Here is a 22,061-nt window from a genome sequence, read left to right on the forward strand (position 1 = left end):
TAAGTTAGATGATTCATAGTTTTGAAGAAAGATCATTTCGTATTTGGGAATTTAGCGTTCATCACTCAAGATTACTAATAAGAAGTGCAAAGATCGATGAAGATGATTTTAACGTTGATCTAATATTTACTGCAGTAGATTATTTATCCCTACCAGATCATATGAAAGGACTTGAAATTGATACTGCATCGGATAAGGAAATCAAATCGATTGAAAATCTGCTTAATAAGCAGATTAATAAAAATGACATCACAATTATTGTTGCCAATGGTAAAAGACATTTTGTGGTATCTGCGGGGTTCAAGATTAGTAAGAACAAGTTAGATCTGCTCGATAGTGGAAGAGAGATACCTTAGAAATAAAAAGTTGTCAGGAACCTTTTTTGGCTGTTTCCTCAAAATAACCAAGTCCTGGGTTACTTTTTCAGAAAAGCTAAACTCAGCAACTACACCTAAAAGCCATTTTCTAAACCGTACTACTGAGAGCGGAGAGAATAAAGTGAAACGAAATACCAGTCAGTCCCAAACGCTGTCGTTCGTGATGCGACTGTTTACGATTGTGTTCTGCTTTACAGCAGGCGGCTTCTGCCTGTTCAAGTCGGGCGTCGGCCAGTCAATCGAGCAACCCGCAGTCGCCGCGCTTCCTCATAGCGAGAAATCACAGCCGCTAGAGCAACCACAGTTCAAACTCAAATCGGTTTCCGATTATCAAGTCGGCGACAGGATCATGGCCTTCAATCATGAGACAGGCCAACGCGAACAGAAGACCGTCACCCAGACCTTTAAACGGCAGGTTGATCATCTGCGAATTCTGGAAGTCGAAGGCGAGGATGGCTCGACGCAAACGATCAAAACGACAAACGAGCATCCCTTCTGGTCAACAGCCGCCAGGGATTATGTCGAAGCCAAACACTTAAAGCCCGGCACCAAACTGCAAGGCGCTAACGGCCACTTCATCACCGTCAAATCCACCCGCTACGAACCTCATCCAGAAGGCATCACCGTCTACAACGTCGAAGTCAAAGGCCCCCATAACTACTTCGTCGCCGCCAATGGGTATCGCGGACCGCCTGTTTTGGCACATAATACTTGTAACGCTTCGGATTTACCTATAACCAATTTAGATGATTTTGCAACAAAAAATAAAACTATAAAAAATTTGAAGAATGCAACGGGTAGCTTTAACATTCGAGTCAAGAACCAGAAACAAGCTGAAGAACTATTAGCATCTGCTCGGAAAAGAATCTATGATAACCCCAAGATTACATATGGTGGGAAATCGGGAAAAGTTGGATTTGAAGTTCATGGTGTAAATAGTTCTGAAAGAAGAGTTGGCAATAATTTACCCCATCTTAAAATATGGGACTGGCTAGACGGTAAGAGTCTTGGTTTTGATGGGCACATTTTCTTTGATGGAATACCCTAAAATGAAGTTCATAGTTTATCATAAAGCTACTATTTAACATCATATCAAGGAATTCATTCCCCCATGTCCTCGGAATTAGAAGACGGCCCAGAATGGAGGTGGAGAGAAACCATTCATGAAGGTCAAAAATTATTAACTTACGTAAAAAAAAATGATTCTCAACATAGTAATGAATTATGGGACAAATATATTCATAATAAAAAAGACCACTTCATGATGTTTGATGCCGAAATCTTTGATGATCAAGATACGTTGTATATAGAAGAAGCAGGATGGAATCAGAAGTCTTTGGAAGATAATACGAAAAAAATTCTCTCTGAGAAATTAGATTATCAAGAGAACGACCAAATTATTATATTTTGGTCTAAAGAATCTTCAGTTTATGTGAATTGGAAATTATTCCTCAGTTATTGGTCAGATTTTATTTATTCAAGTGATGAAGGGGTTTTAATTGTAAATCCTATAAGTGACATGAGTTTTGTATACATACTAGATAAGATATGGATTTTTAAGCGAAAATTAATAGCTACATAGTTGTGGCTCTATATTCGGTACTTTCCCAGAAATAGTTTAGATAGAAAAAATGTCAGCGACTGTGGCTTCCGTTGTTAATTCATTGTAATAATCTCTTTCCAGGTTTGGCCGTTTTTTATCATTGAATTCAAGACTACAAGCAACTTCCTAATGCAGGCAACTAGGACCACTTTTTTCCCCCAACCCTCTCGCCAGCACAGCAGGCTATCGGGAAGGAAAAAGCTGTCAGGAACCTTTCTCGACTGATTCCCCAAGATAACCATTTTCTAAATCACTCATCTGAGAGGGGAAAGAGTCAGGTGAAACGGAATACCAATCAGTCCCACACGCTGTCCTTCGTGATGCGACTGTTTACGATATTGCTCTGCTTTGCAGCAGGTGGCTTTTGTCTGTTCAAGTCGGGCATCGGCCAGTCAATCGAACAGCCCGCAGTCGCCGCACTTTCTCAAAGCAAAAAATCACCCCCGCTAGAGCAACCACAGTTCAAGCTCAAATCGGTTGCCGATTATCAAGTCGGCGATGCCATCATGGCCTTCAATCATGAGACAGGCCAGCGCGAACAAAAGACCGTCACCCAGACCTTCAAACGGCAGATTGATCATCTACGGATTCTGGAAGTCGAAGGCGAAGATGGCTCGACGCAAACGATCAAAACGACAAACGAACATCCCTTCTGGTCAACAGCCGCCAGGGATTATGTCGAAGCCAAACACTTAAAGCCGGGCACCAAACTGCAAGGCGCCAACGGCCACTTCATCACCGTCAAATCCACCCGCTACGAACCCCATCCCCAAGGCATCACTGTCTACAACGTTTAAGTCAAAGGCCCACATAACTACTTCGTCGCCGAAAATGGCTATCACGGGCCACAGGTTTTGGCGCATAATACGTGCAAAGTTTTTCATGGAACAGATGACATTTCTGCTGCTAGTATTTCTAAAAAAGGGTTTGATGCAAATGATTGGCGAAAGGCAGCTGGAGCAGCGGGTCCAGATCCAAAAGGTTTTTCGGTTACGACTGACCGGTCAGTTGCAGAGAAATGGGCGACATTTTGAGCCGCAGAGATGGGGGGGAATACCAGTGGTTTTGGAAGCTAACATTGACGATCTTCCGTTGCGACGTGGTCGACCAGGAAAATGGGCTGATCCTGATGAGTTATTTATTGACTTAATTGATTTTGATTTAGTTGGTGGTGGAATTTGTAACTAATTTTAGGAATCTTCAAATGCCAACGATAACACTTGATATTGACCGTAATAGTAATCACCAATTAGATGTTTTGGCCATCTTTGAATTAATTGAAAATGAATTTTCTTCTGCCAAGCTCTTATCAAGTGATGCATTATTAGATCGCGCAAATAATGCTAGGGTTCTGTTAGAAAAAATGGATTTTGATGAAAAAGATAAATCAAAAATTCTTCGAACACTTGAGAGAAATGCGAAGCAATATGGACCTGCATACTCATTCCAGATTTCAGATGAATCTGGTATAGTTAATGGTGTGCTAAGGCCAATTGATATCACTTTTATGGCAGAATCGACCATATCTCCAGAATTATGGGAGAGGCTCGTCAAGTTTGTTCAACAATTTGATATTGGTAAAGTATCAACTTTTGATTAATAAATATTAACCACATATCAGGGAAATAAAAGTGTCACGCTTACGCAAAATATACCAGGACTGCGACGTTTTCACAAAAGCGGAAGCGCTCGTCGACAAATCACGAGCACGTGCCGAAGAACTGGCAGAAAGCGTCGACAACGAAGATTTCAAACAATTACTGAAATTCTTCTGCGAAACCGTCCTGGCCGAAGAAACCCCCGAAGAAAAACCAGAGCCCAACGTGCTGATGCCACAACCGATTAGTTAACTACTTCGATCGTTTCTATCTGGTTTGATCAATATCACGATTGAAATATGCCATTACCGATGTGTTCCAGCCTATAGGGAGGAGGAACTCAATTTTCGGTTCCTAGTATCTCACATACGAGCACCATTGAACCATGCTAACCGACCATGCGGAATTTAGTTTTTATATATTAGATTTTACTGAATTATTAGATGCCATAAAGCATACTTTGGAAATAGTATCAAATACTTGCGATTCCTTCTCACCAGAAATCATTGTTAACGATTTAAAAGATTGGCTTTTACTAGAAAAAACAGATCTAAATTTAGAATTGTCAAAATATGTCTGGTCTTTTCTAGGATTTAACATTTCAAATTCACACAAAAAATATAAGTCTCAATTGAAAAAGAAATTGTCAAACCATTGTGTAGAACGAAAAATAATTAATTTTATTTGGAGTCATCCTGTTGATTACTACAAATACCAAATTTCTTGGACTAAAGATGATTTGTTATTTCGGCATGGAACGCCTCCACTTGCTACTGCCAGAGGCATTTGTCATGTGAAAAAAGGAATGATTCATCATCCTCTTAAAGAATTATCGCTGGAAGAAAGAAAACGACGTAATGATTTTACTTGTTTTAACTTAAAAAGTCATCCTAATAAAATCACTCCATCATTTTTGGGTTGGGAGATAGGAATATTTCTCGGATTATTCCAACTCGACTATTATCTTTCTTCTCAGTGTGATGAAATTATTGCTAACCGAGACATTCATCCAGATGAAATAGAACAAAAACTCTTGAAATTAATATTACTGGAAGGAACAGATTCAGAATAATAGGCTATCTAAAGAAGAAAAAAAGTGTCAGCAACTTTTTTCGACTAATTCCTCAAGATAACCAAGTCTTAGGTCACCTTATTCAGAGAATCTAAAGCCAGTAACTCCTAATAGTAACTACATCTAAAAGCTATTTTCTAAATCGTACTACTGAGAGCGGAGAGAATAAAAGTGAAACAGAATACCAATCAGTCTCAACCGCTGTCGTTCGTGATGCGACTGTTTTCGATATTGCTCTGCTTTGCAGCAGGTGGCTTTTGTCTGTTCAAGTCGGGCATCGACCAATCAATCGAGTAGCCCGCGGTCGCCGCGGTTTCTCAAAGCGAGAAATCACCGCCTCTGGAGCAACCACAGTTCAATCTCAAATCGGTAGCCGATTTCAAGGTGGGCAACAAGATCATGGCCTTCAATCATGAAACGGGACAGCGGGAACAGAAGACCGTCACCTAAACCTTCAAACGACAAGTCGATCATCTACAGATTCTGGAAGTCAAAGGCGAGGATGGCTCGACGCAAACCATCAAGACCACGAACGAGCACCCCTTCTGGCCCTCAGCAGCCAACGAATATGTTGAAGCCAAACACTTAAAGCCCGGCACCAAACTCCAGGGTGCCAACGGACACTTTATCACCGTCAAATCCACCCGCTACGAACCTCATCACGAAGGCATCACCGTCTACAACGTCGAAGTCAAAGGCCCACATAACTACTTCGTCGCCGCCAATGGCTATCGTGGGCCGCCTGTTTTGGCGCATAATACATGTGGGGATTCAGTATTTAGAGCCTTGTCACCAGATGATCTAGAGAACTTTAATCAAGGTAGACGTATTCTCCCTAAAGGGATTGGTGGTAGTATCGAAGAGCACGTACAAGGGTATCCAACTAAGTATATTTCTGCGGCAGAAAGTCTGGAAGGTGCGAGAAAGTTTTTAGGACCTTCTGGGATAGCTGAAATTGATGTAAAAAAACTTCTTAAATCAGGAAGTGGGATTGTCCATCATGAAAATGTAATTCAAAAATTGAATAGACCTCATGATATAAAAAATACTGAAGAAGCATTCGAAATCTTAATTACAAAAGGTATAGACCCTAGTGCTATTATCGATATCATCTTAAAATAAATACTTCCATAAAGAGAATTCAATAATTTCAAATGAATAGTATAAATCAAGCAAAAGAAATAATAAGAAAGCACTCAGGACAAGGCAGTAGTGTTAGCTTGGGTCTACTAGATTCATTTCGACCATATCAAGGATTTTCAGACCGTGATGCACAAGAATTTTTTGAAGCAATCATTTATTACTCTGTAGAATCTACATTCCCACAAAATGATCAATTAGAAATTATTTATTGCCTTTGGAATACATGCCATACAATAAGAAGACTTGCACTTTCTGCAAATGGTCCTTTACAAAGAAATGCCATAATTGATAATGCAGATATTGCCCATATCGAAAAATGGGTTGATAGTATTGAGCACTCATGTTTAATCTGGATTTCTGGTGATCAGGATTATAAAGTTGCATTACCATTTGCAGATTATATTACAAATGGACATCCTATCGCAGATAAAAAATCAGCTTTTAAATGTCTCTTTGATTTTCTTAAAAAAGCTATTTCGCAAGAGAACTCACATAGTGTTGAGTCTAATTCCAAAGGTTTTTTTGAAAAAAGCTTTGACGCTCAATATTCTTTTATCATCGCTTTAGAAAAACTCGGAAACGAGTCCAAAGAATGGGTAGAATTCCTGAAAAAATTATCCAGTAACTCAGAAAGTAAAGAAATCCGCGATGAAGCAAGAAGAATATTGAATCAGATTTCAAAAGAAAGCAGATAACACAAAGGAAGTAAAACGGTGTCAGAATTTTTTCTCTACTGATTCTCCAGGATAACCAAGTCTCGGGTTACCTTTTCAGAAGACCTAAAGTCACCAAATCCTAACAGTAAATACACCTAAAAACTACTTTCTAAGCCGTAACTCTGAGAGGGGAGAGAATCAGGTGAAACGGAATACTAATCAGACCCAATCGCTGTCGTTTGTGATGCGATTGTTTACGATTTTGCTCTGCTTTGCAGCAGGTGGCTTTTGTCTGTTCAAGTTGGGCATCGGCCAATCAATCGAGCAGTCCACAGTCGCAGCGATTTCTCAAAGCGAGAAATCACCATCAATAAAGCAACCACAGTTCAAACTCAAATCGGTTGCCGATTATCAAGTCGGCGATGCCATCATGGCCTTCAACCATGAAACGGGACAGCGCGAACAGAAGACCGTCACCCAAACCTTCAAACGACAAGTCGATCACTTGCGGATTCTGGAATTCGAAGGCGAGAATGGCACCACACAAACCATCAAGACCACGAACGAGCACCCCTTCTGGTCCTCGGCAACCAACGAATATGTCGAAGCCAAACATCTGAAACCCGGCACAAAGCTCCAGGGCGCCAACGGCCACTTCATCACCGTCAAATCCACCCGCTACGAACCTCATCCCGAAGGCATCACCGTCTACAACGTTGAAGTCAAAGGCCCCCATAACTACTTCGTCGCCGCCAATGGGTATCGCGGGCCACCGGTTTTAGCGCATAATACTTGTAAGCTTGACACCAATTCAAGTTCTATGAGAGAGGCCTTTAATAAAGCAAAAGATGCCAATGGAATTCCCAAAAGTGCGCAACCTTTAAGAACAATTAAGCCTAATACACCAGACGGGACTCGATTTGGTCTTGATTCTCGCAATGTTAAACTTTATGAGTTTATCAACAGCAGTGGAAATAAAATCCATATTCGACTAGACAAACCCGCTACATTTAATCAAGGAGGTCGCGGTGATCAAAGGTGGCATTTTAATGCTGGTCCAGCTTTCGAAAAATTGAAACAGCATCACTTTTTTGGAGCGTTTCCAGGAGATTGAAAAATGGAAGTCTTAAAAAAAGGGACTCCCAGACACAAACATCGTTTTATCTTTGATGCTGAGCTTGCCAATTCACTTGTAATTAAAAAATGGCAATTAAGATCAGAAGAAAAATACGATAGTGATCCCAATCCCAAGCTAACGGCATTGTCATATCTACAAAGTATACTTAAATGTTCTCAAAAATCACATTACCTAATCACTGTAAGTGAATTAGAAAAAGCATCTAAGTACCGTAGTAAAAAAGGAATTTTCTGGAATATACGAGATTTACAACATCTTGACACAAATTATTTTGAAATATTTAATGATAAGGGAATGAGTCGGCTTGCCGCAGTAGTTAATCTTGAAAATATTTCTTCTGGTGACTCAACGGACTTAATACTCAATTGGGGTATCAGTATGATCTTGCTTACTGATATGAAGCTCAAGTATGTTACCCCCGAGATTGAAAAATGGATTTCGACAAATACGAAATCATCATTTGGATATAATTATGATTTGGCAGCAAACACTCTACTCAATAATCGTAATATGGCAATTCTGAGATACTTCCCTGCAGATAATGGATCAAATGAGCAAATCGCCATCATCGGAGATGATTCTTTTATAAATGATGAAGTTGCACATTGTATTTCATCCATAGCTGAAGATAAATAATTCGACAAGATAAAGGTGTCAGGAACCCTTTTAATTGACTTCAAGTGAAGACGGGCAGCTTTCTCGCTTTACAGGTTGGCTCACTCTAACACACACCCAACGCTGGCACGCCCATCGGCAGAGCACCGGCTCTGGTCATGTTTATCAAGGCCGTTTCAAATCGTTCCCGATTCAGAATAATGAGCACTTCTATACGGTGTGCCGTTATGTCGAACGCAATGCCTTAACAGCAAATTTGGTTCAAAAGGCAGAAGACTGGCAATGGGGAAGTCTCTATCACTGGAAACAAGGAGCTTCAGATCAAAGGCAATTGTTATCTCCCTGGTCACTGCGACGAAAGCAGGGTTGGTTGTCGCATGTCAATCAGCCGCTAGCCGATCGGGAACAGGAAGCACTACAACGCACTATCCAACGCGGAAGTCCCTTCGGTAACACAGAGTGGACAGCACAAATCATCAAAAAACTCGGTCTCGAAAGTACCGTAAAACCAAGAGGAAGACCCCGAAAGTCAAACAAAGGTTCCTGACACCTTTATTTGATTGCATTTGAGGTTATTTGTTGAATAGCTCGCAAAAGCCACTTGAAGACCGCGCGGCGACGGGAGTTGTGATCATTTTTGTGATCAGTTGGAAACAAGCTTTTCGAGCTTAATTATGTAATCAAACATCCTTGAACAATAGGTAAATAGGAATTCTTATTATTGAATCACTGGTAGCTAATTAAGTTCATTTTTAAACTCAACTCGAAACTGTGTACTGCTTAATTCCCCTTTAAATATTCTTACATTTTGATTTTGATTTTTAAGGATTAAACACATGATTTCAACAATTTGATCTTCCATATCTGGGCCCAAATAGACTGCTTGCAATGCTTTTGGATCATATTCACAAGTAATGTTTGCATCTTTTCTAATGACTCTCCACTCTTCTTCATATTCCCACGACAATGATTTAATACAAAAAAGACGTCTCAAAACCTCGTTATTATTTTCATTTTTTTCATTACAGATTACTTGCGACATTTCTTTCATGCTAATCTGAGGAATTTCATTAGTATACTTAACATGATGAGCAAAACTAAAAGGCTCATATTTAGTACTGAACTCCATACAATACCCTCGATATTTATCTGCATAATGAGACCACATTAGTAGGTTATCATTTTTCGCTGAAAAACATGAGATACCTCGAGACGATAAGATCATATCGCGTTCTTTGTTTAAGCTAGACTCAATCCCTTTTAATAACTGCAGTCTAATCTTCTCTATTGGGAAACTCTTTAATTGTTCTTGATGAAGTGGAGGTACAGTTGGGTCATCAGCTAGCTTTGATTTAAGATTCTCAATATCTTCGTCTGTTGGCTCAGCAAGTGACGTTGGGATTGCACAATCATAGGGGTCATTAAAATCTTTAGGGGCTCCAAAGTATATAGAATGAGACTGTAAGTTTTTTAAGGAAAGGGGGGTAAATGATTCGTACTTAAAAATACTATCCGGACGTTTTTTCATGGCTTATATTTCTATTGTATTGGTATGAGAACACTTATTATTAAAAATACCATTCTAGCTCATTTGCAAATCACACTTTTAAGAGAACGTTGTAGTTCATCTTTCTAAATACATCGTATAAAATATTAACTGTGCCGACTCTCTTAAAAAAATCATCGGATCATTGATAGAAAACGTTATAGACATGAATGATATTTTTGGTGCTAAAAAGCCTCATGATGAAGAATTTCTTTCAATACGTGATTCCCCTGATTACGAAGAGATTCGCGATTATATTAATTTGCTTTGGTCACAATTCCACACTCTCGCAGATTCTCATTTCATTAATGAAATAGGCAAGCAATTCCATAGACGTTACTGGGAAATGTACTTAGCTTGTGCATTAAAAAATACTGGAATGGATCTTAGTTCAGAAGATTCTGGTCCTGATCTTTGCGTTAAGAATAATGAAAGTTCAATTTGGGTTGAAGCGATTGCCCCCACTAATGGAGAGGGCCCTGATGCTGTTCCCCCTCCAGCGAGAAACGGAATAGCTGAAGAAGTTCCAGAAGAACAAGTGATTTTTAGATTAAGAAATGCAATTGAAACTAAATTCGGCAAATACTTAAAGTACCTTGAAGAAGGTACAATTTCACACTCTGCTCCTTATATCATTGCAGTAAATGGGAATAAGATCTCGCATGCTCAGATAACAAGCAGACCTTCAATCATTGAAAAATCAGTGTACCCTCTGGGTGCTAACATTGCCGTATACAGCCTTAAAGAAAAAAAATTGACAAATTGGGAGATAGAGCATCGTCCTGAAATTATTAAAAAAAGTAAATCAACTGTTACTACAACAGTATTTGAAGATAAAAAATATGAGGGAATCAGTGCTATTATTTACTCAAATACTAGTGTCTGGAATAGAAAAAGAGATGATTCATTAGGTGAAGATTTCCTTTTACTCCATAATCCCCTGGCCTTAAATCCAATTTCAAATGATTGGCTAAAAGTTGGCGATGAGATTAAACAAAATATTTGAGAAAGTTTCTATGTAAAACTTTTCTCGTCCTTAAACATTATTTTTCAAGCGAATGGCTTTATACTGTAAGATCTCAATCAGTAACACAATAACCTTGATTAAAAGTAGTTAAACACTCTCTATTTCCTCACTCAACAAATACAAGCCTGGATGCCATTGCCGCCCTCTCTCTCCTTGCGGCAGCAGTTTCAGCTGAAACAAGTTCTTCAATCCGATTCAAATTCACCGGCCTCAGACAGACTTGTCCCATGTGTTTACCAAAAACGGGATCACTCACATTAATCCGTGATTCTTTCGCTAAAGCGTCTGTCGTGGGATAAAGAATCGCACTCCGCGGACTTTCTGTCTGACTGATGGCATAAATAACAAGCTGATATAACATTTTACTGGGAAGGGGTTTCTCCCAGAGGTCGCGATACTTAGCATCAAGCAGCGTCACAACCTGATTCTGACTCATAATGGCATAATCTGGACGCGGTGTCGGCGCAGGCTTGCCTTGTGGGTTGAAACCTGGATGATACCGCATCATGCCCTTCAAACCATGTTCATCACGTACTGTGTAATCACTTAGGTTGTCTGACAGAAACCGGGAAAGTAATGTCTGAAAAAACGTATTCATGTCAAACATGAAACCGTGAAGAAGTTGTGTATTCTGTCGTCCTTCAAGTGCGATGCCTTGCCCTTCAAAAAGCAGGCGTATAATCGATACGGCAGGATGATAAGCTGCCGTCAGACGATTTCTTTCACGTTCATACCGGTCAAATATATTCGAATCAAGTTTGACCGCTGAAACCTGCCCTTCCATCAGAGAAGCCAGTTTTCGGCACTCACGCCGCAAATCAACCAGACTGGCCAGGCGACCGGCAAAACGAAGCCCAGCCATCAACAGCTGATTAATGAATGTATCTTCAACACGAGGATAATGCTGGCATGCTAAAGTGGCTGTAATTGTCCCACCATCCAGCGCGAGCCGGTTGATATCGATCCTGCCCCGGGGAGAAGCCAGGCGATCGTCCACACGGACATAACTCTTCCGTAGACCGCGCGAAATCAGTTCCTGAGCTTCCGCATTCAGCTGGCTGATCAGCAGATCTTCAAATCCACACCGGTCGTAAAGATGAGCCGACTCGGAAATCAGATTTAGGCGGCGGAATCCAAATGCATACCGCAGTAGACGCAGTAAAGATGAAGTTTTCAATTTGGGTAAAATAGTGATCTGAAGCTGACCGACACGAATTCGTCCCACATGGGAAAAGGACGAAATCTCAATTCCATCTCGTAATTCCGTTAGCTTGAGCTTCTGACTTGAATTCAGGTCATTAACCACACGTCGGCTTTCGATTGAAAGATCAAAAGAAATTCCAGCCAGAGCAGGGTAGTTTTCGGGTGTCAGCGTTTCCCATTCTGATAATGTAATTGTCACAAGATCCTGGCTCATGGCTTCAGTTCCTCTGTTTCATCCTCTTCCTCGTCCGTTTCATCACTCAGTTGAGATGCCTCCGACGACATTGCCTCTGAAGAAGCAGAAATCTCTGGGCAGGGAGACAGCAGAGCCTGCACCAGGGCAGTTTCCTGTCCTTCTTCAAACAGCTCCTGACGAATACGCTGGCCGGCTTCATCCACAATCTGATTTCCCAGGATTATGGCAAGGGTAGAATAATCCTCATAACAATATTCTTCCAGCAGAGGGATCAAATCGTCCCGAATAATTCGTTTCAAAGCAGCCACACTCTTAATTGGACTCCCTGATTGCATCAGATAGGAATGCCCGATCTGCAGATTGCGGGCATCTCGCCCCACATATTCACGGATTCGAGTATTGAACGAATCGAACCAGGCACGCAGTGGAATTCCAGAGATGGATGTATCTTTTAATACACTTCCATCAGGCATCATTTCATAAAATCCAAATCTGCGGCGCAGGGCAGCATCCAGGAGAGAGATGGAGCGATCTGCAGTATTCATTGTCCCAATCAGAAACACATTTTCGGGAACGGTGAAACTCTCCTGACTGACCAGAAGGATAATCCGTTTTGTGCGCTTATCCTTTTCCAGAATTGTTAACAACTCGCCAAAGATACGTGGGATATCCCCTCGATTAATTTCATCAATAATTAAGTAAAAATTCTTCTCAGGATTTTGAGCAGCATCTTTGCATAACTGCTTAAACACACCATCCCGAAGTGTAAAAGATACCTGCCCATCAACTGATTCGGGACGATAGCCTTCCAGGAAGTCCTCATATCCATAAGCAGGATGAAAACAACAGAAACGCATCATTCCTGTTGTACGATCATCACCCAATATGACTCTTTTTTCAGATTCATCCAGAACCTCATATCTCTTTCCCAAAGCGGAAATTGCCGCAAGGTCCCGCGCTGTCTGTTCTGCCCAGTAAGTCTTGCCTGTGCCCGGCGGCCCATACAGAATCACCTGCCCCTTGCGTTCCAGAATGGACTGAATCCGCCCAGGAACTCCTGTCAGAACTACTTTCTTTCCAGATCCTTTTCCGATCTGTTTAACGACCGATTTACTCGATTGAATCCTTCGCTCCGTTTCCAAAATATTAATTGAATGCTTCTTAATCTCGCGAAAGGTAGACTGGAGTCCCTCATTCACCGGCATCTTCCATTCATCGAGATTCAACCATTCAACAGGCCGCTGATGAGGGAACTCATCCTTTGGATTAAAGCGATATTCCCCAGTCACACGACCTACCCCCAGGATCGTAGAACCATTTGCCGCCCAGACGAAATCACCTTCATTCAATCTCGCCACAAAGTTGGTAACTTCAGTAGTCGCTCTTCCTTCAGCACTTGAATTATTGGGATATTTCTCATGGATGAGTTTTTTGAGTTTACTCCGCGATTCAGTTTTAACGTCAACCCAGGAAAGATTCCCTAATTTCGGCCAACCAATCGCAATACATCCCGTATCCTTCATCATCGGCCAATAGTCTATCTGTGTTTTTCCTCCAGTCGTCCCCACTCTCCAGTATCGATGCAAATCTCCATACAGAGCATTTAAAATCCGACTATAATTGACGATCGGTATTCCCACTTCACGTGAGGCGGGGACAAAGCGACAAGCATTGATATATCTTCCATTTCCTTCAGGCGGGAGCTGCAATAACTTCAGTATATAAAACCGCTGCCAGTCCGGAGATTGAAAGTCATCCAGTTTGTCAGGAAATAACAGACTGAAATACTTGTGCCCCCATCCCAGACGGCTCACATCAGGAGCTAATTCGTCCATCTGGTCTTGAAGTAACGCATAATCTTCATCCGAGGCATTTTCCGGAAAGGCTTCCAGAATTTCGACACCTTGTAAAAGCTGATCTCGATGTGAACGAGCGATCTCAATTGCTTCCTCAATGGAAATATCATGGGGATAGTTCGACTTATCTGCCGCCTGCCAGTGACCGGTTTCTTTGCGTTTAAAAACCCGATACTTGAGCGCACTGCCACCTGCAATCCCTCCATAGCGTCGGGTTTCAAATTCTTCATCATTCTTGAATTCGAGCCAGTAAATCAATCCGTCACGATTTCCCGGATCTTGCAATAGATTGAGTAGTGCTTCCCCATCTAGGCCAGCCAGGACTTGAGGACCAAAACGCTCGCGGAAACGAGCATACTCCTGACTATATTGCTGCTCAGTTGCTAATTGATTTTGAGATAACAATTGCTGATATTTTTCCAGAATCTTTTGCTTTTGATCCTCAGTCAACAGAGGGGTATCACTGTCTCGGGACACACTCATCGCCTTACTCATCAAAATCCCTTCCGGCGTTCTCCATTCATCCCAACCATTCGCATTTCGGCCTAAAACAACCATTGCCGCGCGACTAGGAGAAGAAAACGGATAATCTTTGGTAAAACGAAGTTGATCCCCTTCAGGCTCTAAGACACCTTCTGCGAGCAATTCGTCCCGAATCTGATTAGCTCGATCAGAAGTAGCATAATTAATATCCTTTCGGACCAGGCTCCCCTCTTTCACGAGAAACGCATCCTCTGTCCGGTAACCAACCGCATGAAGGTCTTTGGCATTAATTTCCAGTTGTACGCTCTTATCTTTTACCACAAAACCACCTTTACTACATTAGATATTTAACTCAAATATCTTATCCATATCGACTTCAGAAAGTTGAAAAGGGACTAATCTAAAATTGATGGATCCCCGACTCTGAGTACCCGGTTGCTGCTCTCCTTTTTTGCAGAAAACAAGAAGTATATGCTCAATCGTACCAGGAGATTCACACTGATAAGAATGGCCGCAGAGTTGGTTAAGAACTGCTTCTAGATTGCTTGCCTACACAGCACCATTTGATGCCAGAGGTTTTGAATGAAAGGCATTTTCAAACCCAGTCGAATGTTTTTTCTTAAAATCTCTCCAAGTTTGTACTTCTTTCCACTTGTTTTTAATCCATTCAAAGATTTCATGTCGAAGTACCTGATTAGGCTTTAGGGGGATTCTCTTTTCGGGATTTCCTGAGCGAATCCACTTCGACTCAATAAGATAAATACACTCGTGAGTTGCGAGAATTGCGTCAAATTCACCAAACGATGATCCTGAAATCCCTCCACTTCGTCCAAAACTCGGACGATAGAAAACCAGACATTTGTCAGGATCAGTTTGATCACCAAGTTCATCCAATAGACCGGGTAAATACTTAGTAACCGCAGCCAGTGTCAATTCATCTTCGCCATAACACTTTATGCTTACCACGATCTGCTCCATCTCCCTTAAAGAGTACTAGGACATAAAAACAAACACTAAAAGCAGGTAAATAATCTGCTTAGATCGCGCCTTCTTAAAATGCTTTGACCAAAAGCCCCTCGGCCTGCAAATGGAGAAAGTGCTTAACCAGCCGTTCTGCTAACCATTCGCTTTTGATATTCAATCCCACTTCGATGTTTCGTTGCTGGCCGGCCTCTGTGAAGTTGGCAGAGGAAACGAAGACATGTTCCAGATCGACAACAATACATTTTGCATGCAGAGAGGAGCGGACTGGTGCATCATCCGCTACTGAACGCGGGTCATAATACACGTTCGGTAGACGACAGTTACCAGGCCATTGTGTTTGCTTAAACCGCTGTTTGAACTGAGATATGATTATCTCAGAGGACGTTTCGTCACGATCTGGTCTGGAGATGTTGAGGAAAAAATTGACATCCAGATCCGGATTTTCTTCCATCCTTTTAGCCAGTGCCTCAAATACCCGTTGTCCCTGATACACTGCATATCCCACGACCAGAACGGACTGCCTCGCGTGTGCAAATAGTTCGCGAACAACAACAGAGGTATCCCGATTGGTAATTCCCGGCGCCTCTGGTCCGGAAGTAACCAGGTCGATCGGCAGTTCGTCCGTACGACCATTTTTTCGATCCTGTTCGACCAGTTCCAAAACAGTCGCTATTTGAGCCGCGGAAAACCCAAGACTATCATAGTAAACCAACCCATCCAGGACCTCACTGCTTAAACCAGTCGGAAGAATACGCGTCAACTGCAGGCTCGTATAAGGAGCCGCCACTCGACCTGAACGCAAATAAGCAGCAAGCGTCTCAAGGTCAGTGTTACCGAGTTTGATAAAGGCATTATTCATTCAGCAGCCATCTTGAAAAATTCGATCCCCAGATTGTCCACCGTAGGCACTACTAAAGCGCGATCCAGAAACTCATTGTGTTGTTCACACGATGTTTCCGAAATCAAAAGACATCCATGGCAGGCAGCGCCGTGGAGAAAGCGCCGTTCATGCATATTAGCAGGCTGATGCTGAGCACAGACAGGGTCATTAGAGCAGAGTTCCCCCATTTCGAGTGCGTTTCGAATATGCTCATGTATTTTTCTCCCTACCTGAACCAGTCCCCCCAGGGTTCCCTCCGCGTCAGATGTGCCAGTATAAAGCAGGATTCCATAACCAACATCAGGTATCGAGTAGATACGCTCTCTAATGGAACTGGCAGGGTAACCACACTCCAACGAAACCGCAGTTACCAGCATATGCGAAAACGAATGAAATAATACATAGGGGAGTAAGCCCCCCGTCTCAACAAATTTCTTTGTCGCGCCATGATGCTCTGCTTTCCAGGCATCATAACCAGCCAGCAAACGATCCCCTCTCGCAATCACATCTTCCCGAACAACCCATTTTTCAACCGCATCTGATCTGAATTGGATAAATATGCCCTCACCACGGTTTTCCACAGCCGGCAACCAGGTAATCTCTCTCGCCAGGGCTGCCCTGCGGACCCCTATTTCCAGCTCGCCATCAATATCGGGTGATACAGCCTCAAAACGGGTAAATCCAACCTGAGCCATGACCTCGCGCAGTCGATGAACCAGCACGACTCGTTCCACTCTGTTCATCCATGGTTGATCCCAGACTTCGCGTGGTAAAGTTCTGGCAAAGAAATTACCGTCCGGTTTGTCATCCCCCAATTCGTCCTTGCTGGCAATTAGCGTTTCCATCTCGGCCTGCTTGACTGATTTGGGAATCTGAGGAGTCTCTCCCCTGATCACCTTGACCTCTGCAAAGACTTCCTCATCCCGGAAGCCCTCCAGCAGAGCATAGACCTTCGACTTTTTTCGCTCATATTTGAGCATATCTGTATCTTCGACTTCACCAATAAAGTCCCAGGCCGACTTAACAGCTTCATGTAGATTCTCATTACGATCGGGCAATGAAATTACACTCATGAGCTGGGAAAAATAAGCATTACTCGCCTGGCGAATCAGCAAACGGTTCAGCTCATTACATTGTTCCCGCGCATAAGGTCCCAACCAGGGTCGAGCTCCGTCACAATGTCCGAGCGCCCCCGTCGAAAACCCTACTGCTTCAGTGAGTGGCCTGCGACTACCACATTCACAGCGAACATAAACTTCTGTAATGTCCCCACTCGTTCCGACCTCCTCAATCCACAAGGGACGACGGCAATCAGTTTCGTGAAAGTGAGCGAAGGTGTACCAGTCAATATCTCCAATGTGCCCACTTCGACATGCTCTTACGAAACGGATCGGAACAACACTGCGTTTTTTTCTGTTCTCATCAATGAATTTCCCCTTCGTCAGCATTCGACGAGGAACAAGCATCCTGGCTCTGACTGCCCCCTGGCTGGCCTCTCGGTCAACATCTTGTGTAATGAACCATTCAGGAAACTGCCAGGCTGTGATCCCGGTCTGGGGCGCTGTCGGGTCTTCCGAATCTGGTGGAGGGCTGTGAAGTCGCAAAGTTTGCAGGGGGGGATCAAATAATTCTTTCAATTTGTCTGTCAACCGGGGTTCAATGATCTCTTCGCCTCCCGTCGACCAGGCCTCCAGACCACTGATCAGAACCGAGTGATCAGGCAAATCCATCATCGCTCCGGGACCAAATGACGTGATCAACTGGCTTTGACGTATTTGCCCATGTGCTTTCTTCTGCTGACGTCGACTCATGAATCTTGCTCCTCTTCATCAATATCGACGCCATCAATGGTCTTTAACCAGAGGTTCACACTGGGTTCAACGTCACGCATGGAACGATTGGCCCGAAATTTTTTATGTCGCGCTGGTAACGTCTTCAGTTCAGTATTCAAAAACTCGTAGAGCAGTCTCTGCGCCCCTCCGATTTCAGTCTGGTACTGAAGGGCTCCTCCCACATCGTGAAGCTCTTTGGCAATTCTACTCCACTCATCAAGTAAATCTTTACATTGATCGTGCACTTTTAACTGTAACTGCTTCGCACCGTCTGAAGATCTGTTATTGTGAGTCTCCAGAGCACGTTCAGCCAGCAGATCAACAGCGAAGTCTAATCGGGTCCGTTCATTGAGAATTTCCAGAGCACCGCGCGGTGGAGTCATTACCGAATTTCCCAGACGTGCCAACGCAAGCAAAGTCCCCGCCAGTCCTCTGTCCAGCGCCCTGGGGGAGAAGGGGGTTACACTGGTCGCTTCGACACTTCGATAAAACGTTTCATGGAATGCAGTGAATCGTTCGTAATGTGAACGGTCTCGAGGTCGGTGAATGTTGAGAATGGTCACCACCAGACCCGGTCGATCAACATCACGTCCCACACGACTGGTCGCCTGAATATATTCCGCACTGGTTTTCGGCTGTCCGAAACAGACCATCAGTCCAAGTCGCGTAATATCCAACCCGACAGAAATCATGTTTGTTGCGATGGCCACATCCACATGATCCTTTTCTTTAAACAGCTGGGACAGCCTGCGTTTCGCCTCTGAAACCTTATCTGTCGAAACGCGACTGGTCAGCTCGACTGGCTCATACGCGATGGTTCTATCAAGAAACAAACCTTCCGTTTCCCCGATCCGTTTTCGAGAACCACGTCCCGTCAGCTGCGTTCTGACATCATCTTCGATCAGTCGCCGCGCCCCTCCCAGCTCACGCAAACTGTTGAAGTAGCCTAATAGTGTCATGTAGGGATCTGCGGGATTCTCATCATTCTTCTTTCCACCGGCTTCAGAATATGCTTTCTGAGCCGCCCCCAGCAATGCCATATAGACTCGCAACAGAATTACCTTAGGACTCCGCCCCTGAGCAGCAATTCCTACGTATTTACGTGCATTGCTTTTCTCTGTCGAATGGGTTTCCGCAAAAAATGAATCGCGAATATCCGGACCCGGCGGAGGAAACACATCGACATCACGTCGATTAAACAGAGCGCGGATCTGGCTCTGGGCGCGGCGGACCGTGGCAGTCGAAGCGATGATCTTAGGATGAACCGTTTTGCCGTTGATTTCAATTGCCGATAATTCATCCAAGGCAGTCTCATAAAGTCCCACCAAGGTTCCCAGGGGCCCTGAGATCAGATGCAACTCGTCCTGGATTACCAGGTCCGGCGGAGGAAGACGATCAACCGGCAAGGGAACGCCCTCCGTGGGGTTACAGGGACCATAAAAACCAGCTGAATCCGCCCGGTCGACACGTCCAAAGAAGCCTCCCACTTCACCGGTCCAGGGCATGGCAGCAAATTTGTCAACAGTGGCAATCATGAAGCAGGGCAGCCGTCGGTAAATCGGCTCATCCACCGAAAGGATCGGCAGGCTGTTTCCCTGTGAAAAGTCGCAGAGGCGATTGAAACAGGTAACGCGCAAGTCCGTTGGCTCGTCAGCATAGGGCAACAGTTGAAATGAAGTCGCTTTGAACTTCGTGCCACACCAGGGGCACTCTTCCAGAGGAATTGGGGACGGCTTTTTGTCGTTGTTCTGAAAGGCAATGGTTTTCCGGCGTGCTGAATGAGGATCGGTATCTCGTTTAGAGCCCATCCGGTTGGGAGTCGCCGCTTTCCCGACCCATAAACCGATCTCAAAGGGCCACTCGCCCAGTTTTTCTACATCCTGTTGACGTTCCAATTCCAATGCGCAGATCAACGCTGCTGCACGTCCCAGCTGATCGAGTGTCAGCAGACGCAGCGTATAACGCATCAGCACGCTTAACCCTGCGGAGGAAAGGCCCGGGTTCCGGAGGCGTCTCAACACGAGCGTGAACGCTGCGAGCCCCAGGTATGCTTCAGTCTTTCCACCACCGGTCGGGAAGAACAGCAAATCGACCAGTTCACGATCGTCGCTGACAGGATCGGCAATCCCGCGCAAGTTCATCAAAATAAATGCCAATTGAAAAGGACGCCACTCAGGAGTGATCTCTTCGGGAGCTTTATTCCACTGTAAAGCCAGTCGACGACGTCCCTGGGCTGCCATGGCTTTATTTGCGATACGAAACGCTTCCAGGCATTGTGGATCTGCCAGCAGGTCAATTCCCGATTGAATTCGATCCGCAGCGAGATTTGCGCGATGTAACAGTTCCTGTGCCGTTTCCCTGCGGTGTGTCGACAACCTGTCGAGGGATGTTCCCTGATTCTTGATCCATTCCTTATAGGAAATCACAAACTGTCCCAGTTGGGCCTGGGCATCAGCGGCATCGCGTAAGACAGAGAGCAACCCCATATCAAGGGTCACCCCCTCTTTTTTGGCCGGCGCGACGCGTTCGACTTCCGCTGTAGGCAGCCAGGTGGTTTTCACCTTCCTGCACTCATCCTGTTCGACCAGGGATTCTGTTGAAACGCTGTGTCCCACAGAAAACTCAAATGCATCGCGATATTGGAGATCAGCCACGCGCTCGTCCCAGTCATCGCTTTCCAGGCTGTGCAGATTCGGCCGGGCGACAAAAGAGACTTCGCTGCGCAGCTCCAGTTCCACCTGGAAGATGAAAGCCTGATCGCGTTTCTCGTCACTCTCTGGCTTGAGGCGATTCACCACAAACACAGAAAGACTTCGCGTTCCGACAGGGAGCCCGCCTTCGGCCCCCGTTTCTGGAATACTTCTGACTGACCAGACCACTTCGACGCCGCGACTCTCAGGCACAGGTACGATACCATTGCCTTTTTCCTTCCCTCCGATAGAGAGCGGCATGATTTCCTGTCGGGGAAGTCGCTTCCACATCGAAGAACCAGTTCCGGCTTCCTCTTCATAAATCTCCTGACTCAGATACTCACCATACCGCACCAGGACTTCGAGATTCTCTACCTGCGGGGGGATCAGTACGCTCAATCCCATACTACTGGGAAGAAAGGAGAGTCGCGCTGCAGGCTTCTCTGGTGTATCATCATCATCTAGCCCGACCGGTTCTGCCGCCTGGTCGAGATCATCATTGCTGGTCGGATCGCACCGCTGTTCTTCATCAGCTTCCGTAGGCACCAGAAAGCCGGTCAGATACCAGCGAGAAGGGGCCTGCGGCAAAATTTCTCTCGGATCCCCCAAATCACCAGTCGGGCCGATCAGATCGAGCTGTAATGCGTCAACAAGCTCCGTTCGAACTTCGATGGAAGAAATACTCATGCATGCATATCCCTGGGAGTGATTAATCTATTTAGCGATGTAGCACAAAGTCGAAAAGCATATAAAAGTAAGTAAAGTCGATATCAGAAAATAGTTTTCTGTTTTATCTAACACTCTCCAAGACCGTTTAATTTCCTGCGGCGCATTACCATCATTAAGAGATCTCAGCACGGCGATGCCACCGATGAACGATTCTACCAGCCCACTGTTGTCCATGTAAACCCTTGTCAGCTGATGATAAAATCAATTCATTCATCGCATTTAATTCCTTTCAATCCAGTTTTTTCAACCGTGTCATATTTACTCTTGATACCGGTATGGTCGAGAACCAGTCATTTGCCACTCGAACAATGAATCCATGAACCGCACACCGCATGCGGTGTTGCGGCTCATGCTGTGACCCATTCAGAAAGTGGGGTTGCCGATCATTGAAAATTCCACTCATTCATTGAATCTTCCAATAGAATGAAAGATT

Annotated in this window: 22 protein-coding genes and 1 pseudogene; 16 read left to right on the forward strand and 7 right to left on the reverse strand. The window is 44.1% G+C overall.

Features of this window, described 5'->3' with window-relative positions; genetic code table 11:
• Positions 1-8: 8 nt before the first annotated feature.
• The 15 genes and pseudogenes from V202x_RS11675 (at position 9) to V202x_RS11735 (ending at position 8,749) form a co-directional block, all read left to right on the forward strand.
• A complete protein-coding gene (locus V202x_RS11675) occupies positions 9-356 on the forward strand; it encodes a hypothetical protein (protein WP_145174640.1) in 348 nt (115 codons plus the stop codon).
• Between the two features lie 142 nt (positions 357-498).
• Entirely contained in the window at positions 499-1,425 is a 927-nt protein-coding gene (locus tag V202x_RS11680) for a polymorphic toxin-type HINT domain-containing protein (protein WP_145174642.1), read from the forward strand.
• A 63-nt stretch (positions 1,426-1,488) separates the two neighbouring features.
• Entirely contained in the window at positions 1,489-1,959 is a 471-nt protein-coding gene (locus V202x_RS11685; RefSeq protein ID WP_145174644.1) for a DUF2947 family protein, read from the forward strand.
• 299 nt (positions 1,960-2,258) lie between these two features.
• Complete coding sequence (locus V202x_RS11690) at positions 2,259-2,777, forward strand: polymorphic toxin-type HINT domain-containing protein (protein WP_145174646.1); 519 nt, start codon at positions 2,259-2,261, stop codon at positions 2,775-2,777.
• A gap of 139 nt (positions 2,778-2,916) precedes the next feature.
• Positions 2,917-3,168, forward strand: a complete 252-nt coding sequence (locus V202x_RS11695) for a hypothetical protein (RefSeq protein WP_145174648.1) — start codon at positions 2,917-2,919, stop codon at positions 3,166-3,168.
• Between the two features lie 16 nt (positions 3,169-3,184).
• The gene (locus tag V202x_RS11700; RefSeq protein ID WP_145174650.1) at positions 3,185-3,580 is read left to right on the forward strand and encodes a hypothetical protein; all 396 of its coding nucleotides are present in this window, start codon (positions 3,185-3,187) and stop codon (positions 3,578-3,580) included.
• Between the two features lie 31 nt (positions 3,581-3,611).
• Positions 3,612-3,830: a hypothetical protein gene (locus V202x_RS11705; RefSeq protein WP_197993350.1), complete on the forward strand. Its 219-nt coding sequence runs from the start codon at positions 3,612-3,614 to the stop codon at positions 3,828-3,830.
• A gap of 133 nt (positions 3,831-3,963) precedes the next feature.
• A complete protein-coding gene (locus V202x_RS11710; RefSeq protein ID WP_145174652.1) occupies positions 3,964-4,650 on the forward strand; it encodes a hypothetical protein in 687 nt (228 codons plus the stop codon).
• Positions 4,651-4,907: 257 nt separating this feature from the next.
• Positions 4,908-5,066, forward strand: a complete 159-nt coding sequence (locus V202x_RS27455; protein WP_197993351.1) for a hypothetical protein — start codon at positions 4,908-4,910, stop codon at positions 5,064-5,066.
• A 55-nt stretch (positions 5,067-5,121) separates the two neighbouring features.
• Positions 5,122-5,397, forward strand: a pseudogene (locus tag V202x_RS28130) (polymorphic toxin-type HINT domain-containing protein); the annotation flags it as partial.
• Positions 5,398-5,772, forward strand: coding sequence for a hypothetical protein (locus tag V202x_RS27795; RefSeq protein WP_232098955.1), 375 nt, complete (start codon positions 5,398-5,400; stop codon positions 5,770-5,772).
• A gap of 32 nt (positions 5,773-5,804) precedes the next feature.
• Positions 5,805-6,488 (forward strand): hypothetical protein, encoded by a 684-nt coding sequence (locus tag V202x_RS11720; RefSeq protein WP_145174658.1) that lies wholly within the window; start codon positions 5,805-5,807, stop codon positions 6,486-6,488.
• 163 nt (positions 6,489-6,651) lie between these two features.
• A complete protein-coding gene (locus tag V202x_RS11725) occupies positions 6,652-7,563 on the forward strand; it encodes a polymorphic toxin-type HINT domain-containing protein (protein ID WP_145174661.1) in 912 nt (303 codons plus the stop codon).
• Between the two features lie 3 nt (positions 7,564-7,566).
• A complete protein-coding gene (locus V202x_RS11730) occupies positions 7,567-8,223 on the forward strand; it encodes a hypothetical protein (RefSeq protein WP_145174664.1) in 657 nt (218 codons plus the stop codon).
• 34 nt (positions 8,224-8,257) lie between these two features.
• Positions 8,258-8,749, forward strand: coding sequence for a hypothetical protein (locus V202x_RS11735; RefSeq protein ID WP_197993352.1), 492 nt, complete (start codon positions 8,258-8,260; stop codon positions 8,747-8,749).
• A 189-nt stretch (positions 8,750-8,938) separates the two neighbouring features.
• On the opposite strand, the gene V202x_RS11740 is transcribed toward V202x_RS11735, so the two are convergent.
• Positions 8,939-9,730, reverse strand: coding sequence for a DUF2971 domain-containing protein (locus V202x_RS11740; RefSeq protein ID WP_145174667.1), 792 nt, complete (start codon positions 9,728-9,730; stop codon positions 8,939-8,941).
• A gap of 184 nt (positions 9,731-9,914) precedes the next feature.
• Here V202x_RS11740 and V202x_RS11745 point away from each other — a divergent pair, with 184 nt between their 5' ends.
• Positions 9,915-10,754 (forward strand): hypothetical protein, encoded by an 840-nt coding sequence (locus tag V202x_RS11745; protein WP_145174670.1) that lies wholly within the window; start codon positions 9,915-9,917, stop codon positions 10,752-10,754.
• A gap of 127 nt (positions 10,755-10,881) precedes the next feature.
• Here V202x_RS11745 and V202x_RS11750 read toward each other — a convergent pair whose 3' ends face one another.
• The 6 genes from V202x_RS11750 to drmA all read right to left on the reverse strand — a co-directional run bounded on the left by V202x_RS11750 (position 10,882) and on the right by drmA (position 21,586).
• On the reverse strand, positions 10,882-12,192 hold the full coding sequence (locus tag V202x_RS11750) for an McrC family protein (protein WP_145174673.1): 1,311 nt from the start codon (positions 12,190-12,192) through the stop codon (positions 10,882-10,884).
• Positions 12,189-14,834: a DUF4357 domain-containing protein gene (locus V202x_RS11755; protein WP_145174676.1), complete on the reverse strand. Its 2,646-nt coding sequence runs from the start codon at positions 14,832-14,834 to the stop codon at positions 12,189-12,191. Before V202x_RS11755 ends, V202x_RS11750 begins: the two co-directional genes overlap by 4 nt.
• A gap of 228 nt (positions 14,835-15,062) precedes the next feature.
• Positions 15,063-15,479, reverse strand: coding sequence for a hypothetical protein (locus V202x_RS11760; protein WP_145174679.1), 417 nt, complete (start codon positions 15,477-15,479; stop codon positions 15,063-15,065).
• 85 nt (positions 15,480-15,564) lie between these two features.
• Complete coding sequence (gene drmC / locus V202x_RS11765; protein ID WP_145174682.1) at positions 15,565-16,356, reverse strand: DISARM system phospholipase D-like protein DrmC; 792 nt, start codon at positions 16,354-16,356, stop codon at positions 15,565-15,567.
• Positions 16,353-18,188 carry a DUF1998 domain-containing protein gene (gene drmB, locus V202x_RS11770; RefSeq protein WP_145174685.1) on the reverse strand — a complete coding sequence of 612 codons (1,836 nt, stop codon included), beginning with the start codon at positions 18,186-18,188 and terminating at the stop codon, positions 16,353-16,355. The genes drmC and drmB overlap by 4 nt, the downstream gene beginning before the upstream one ends.
• Positions 18,185-21,586 (reverse strand): DISARM system helicase DrmA, encoded by a 3,402-nt coding sequence (gene drmA / locus V202x_RS11775; protein ID WP_145174688.1) that lies wholly within the window; start codon positions 21,584-21,586, stop codon positions 18,185-18,187. The genes drmB and drmA overlap by 4 nt, the downstream gene beginning before the upstream one ends.
• Positions 21,587-22,061 lie beyond the last annotated feature (475 nt).

The sequence above is a fragment of the Gimesia aquarii genome (assembly GCF_007748175.1).
In the GTDB taxonomy this organism is placed as follows: Bacteria; Planctomycetota; Planctomycetia; order Planctomycetales; family Planctomycetaceae; genus Gimesia; species Gimesia aquarii_A.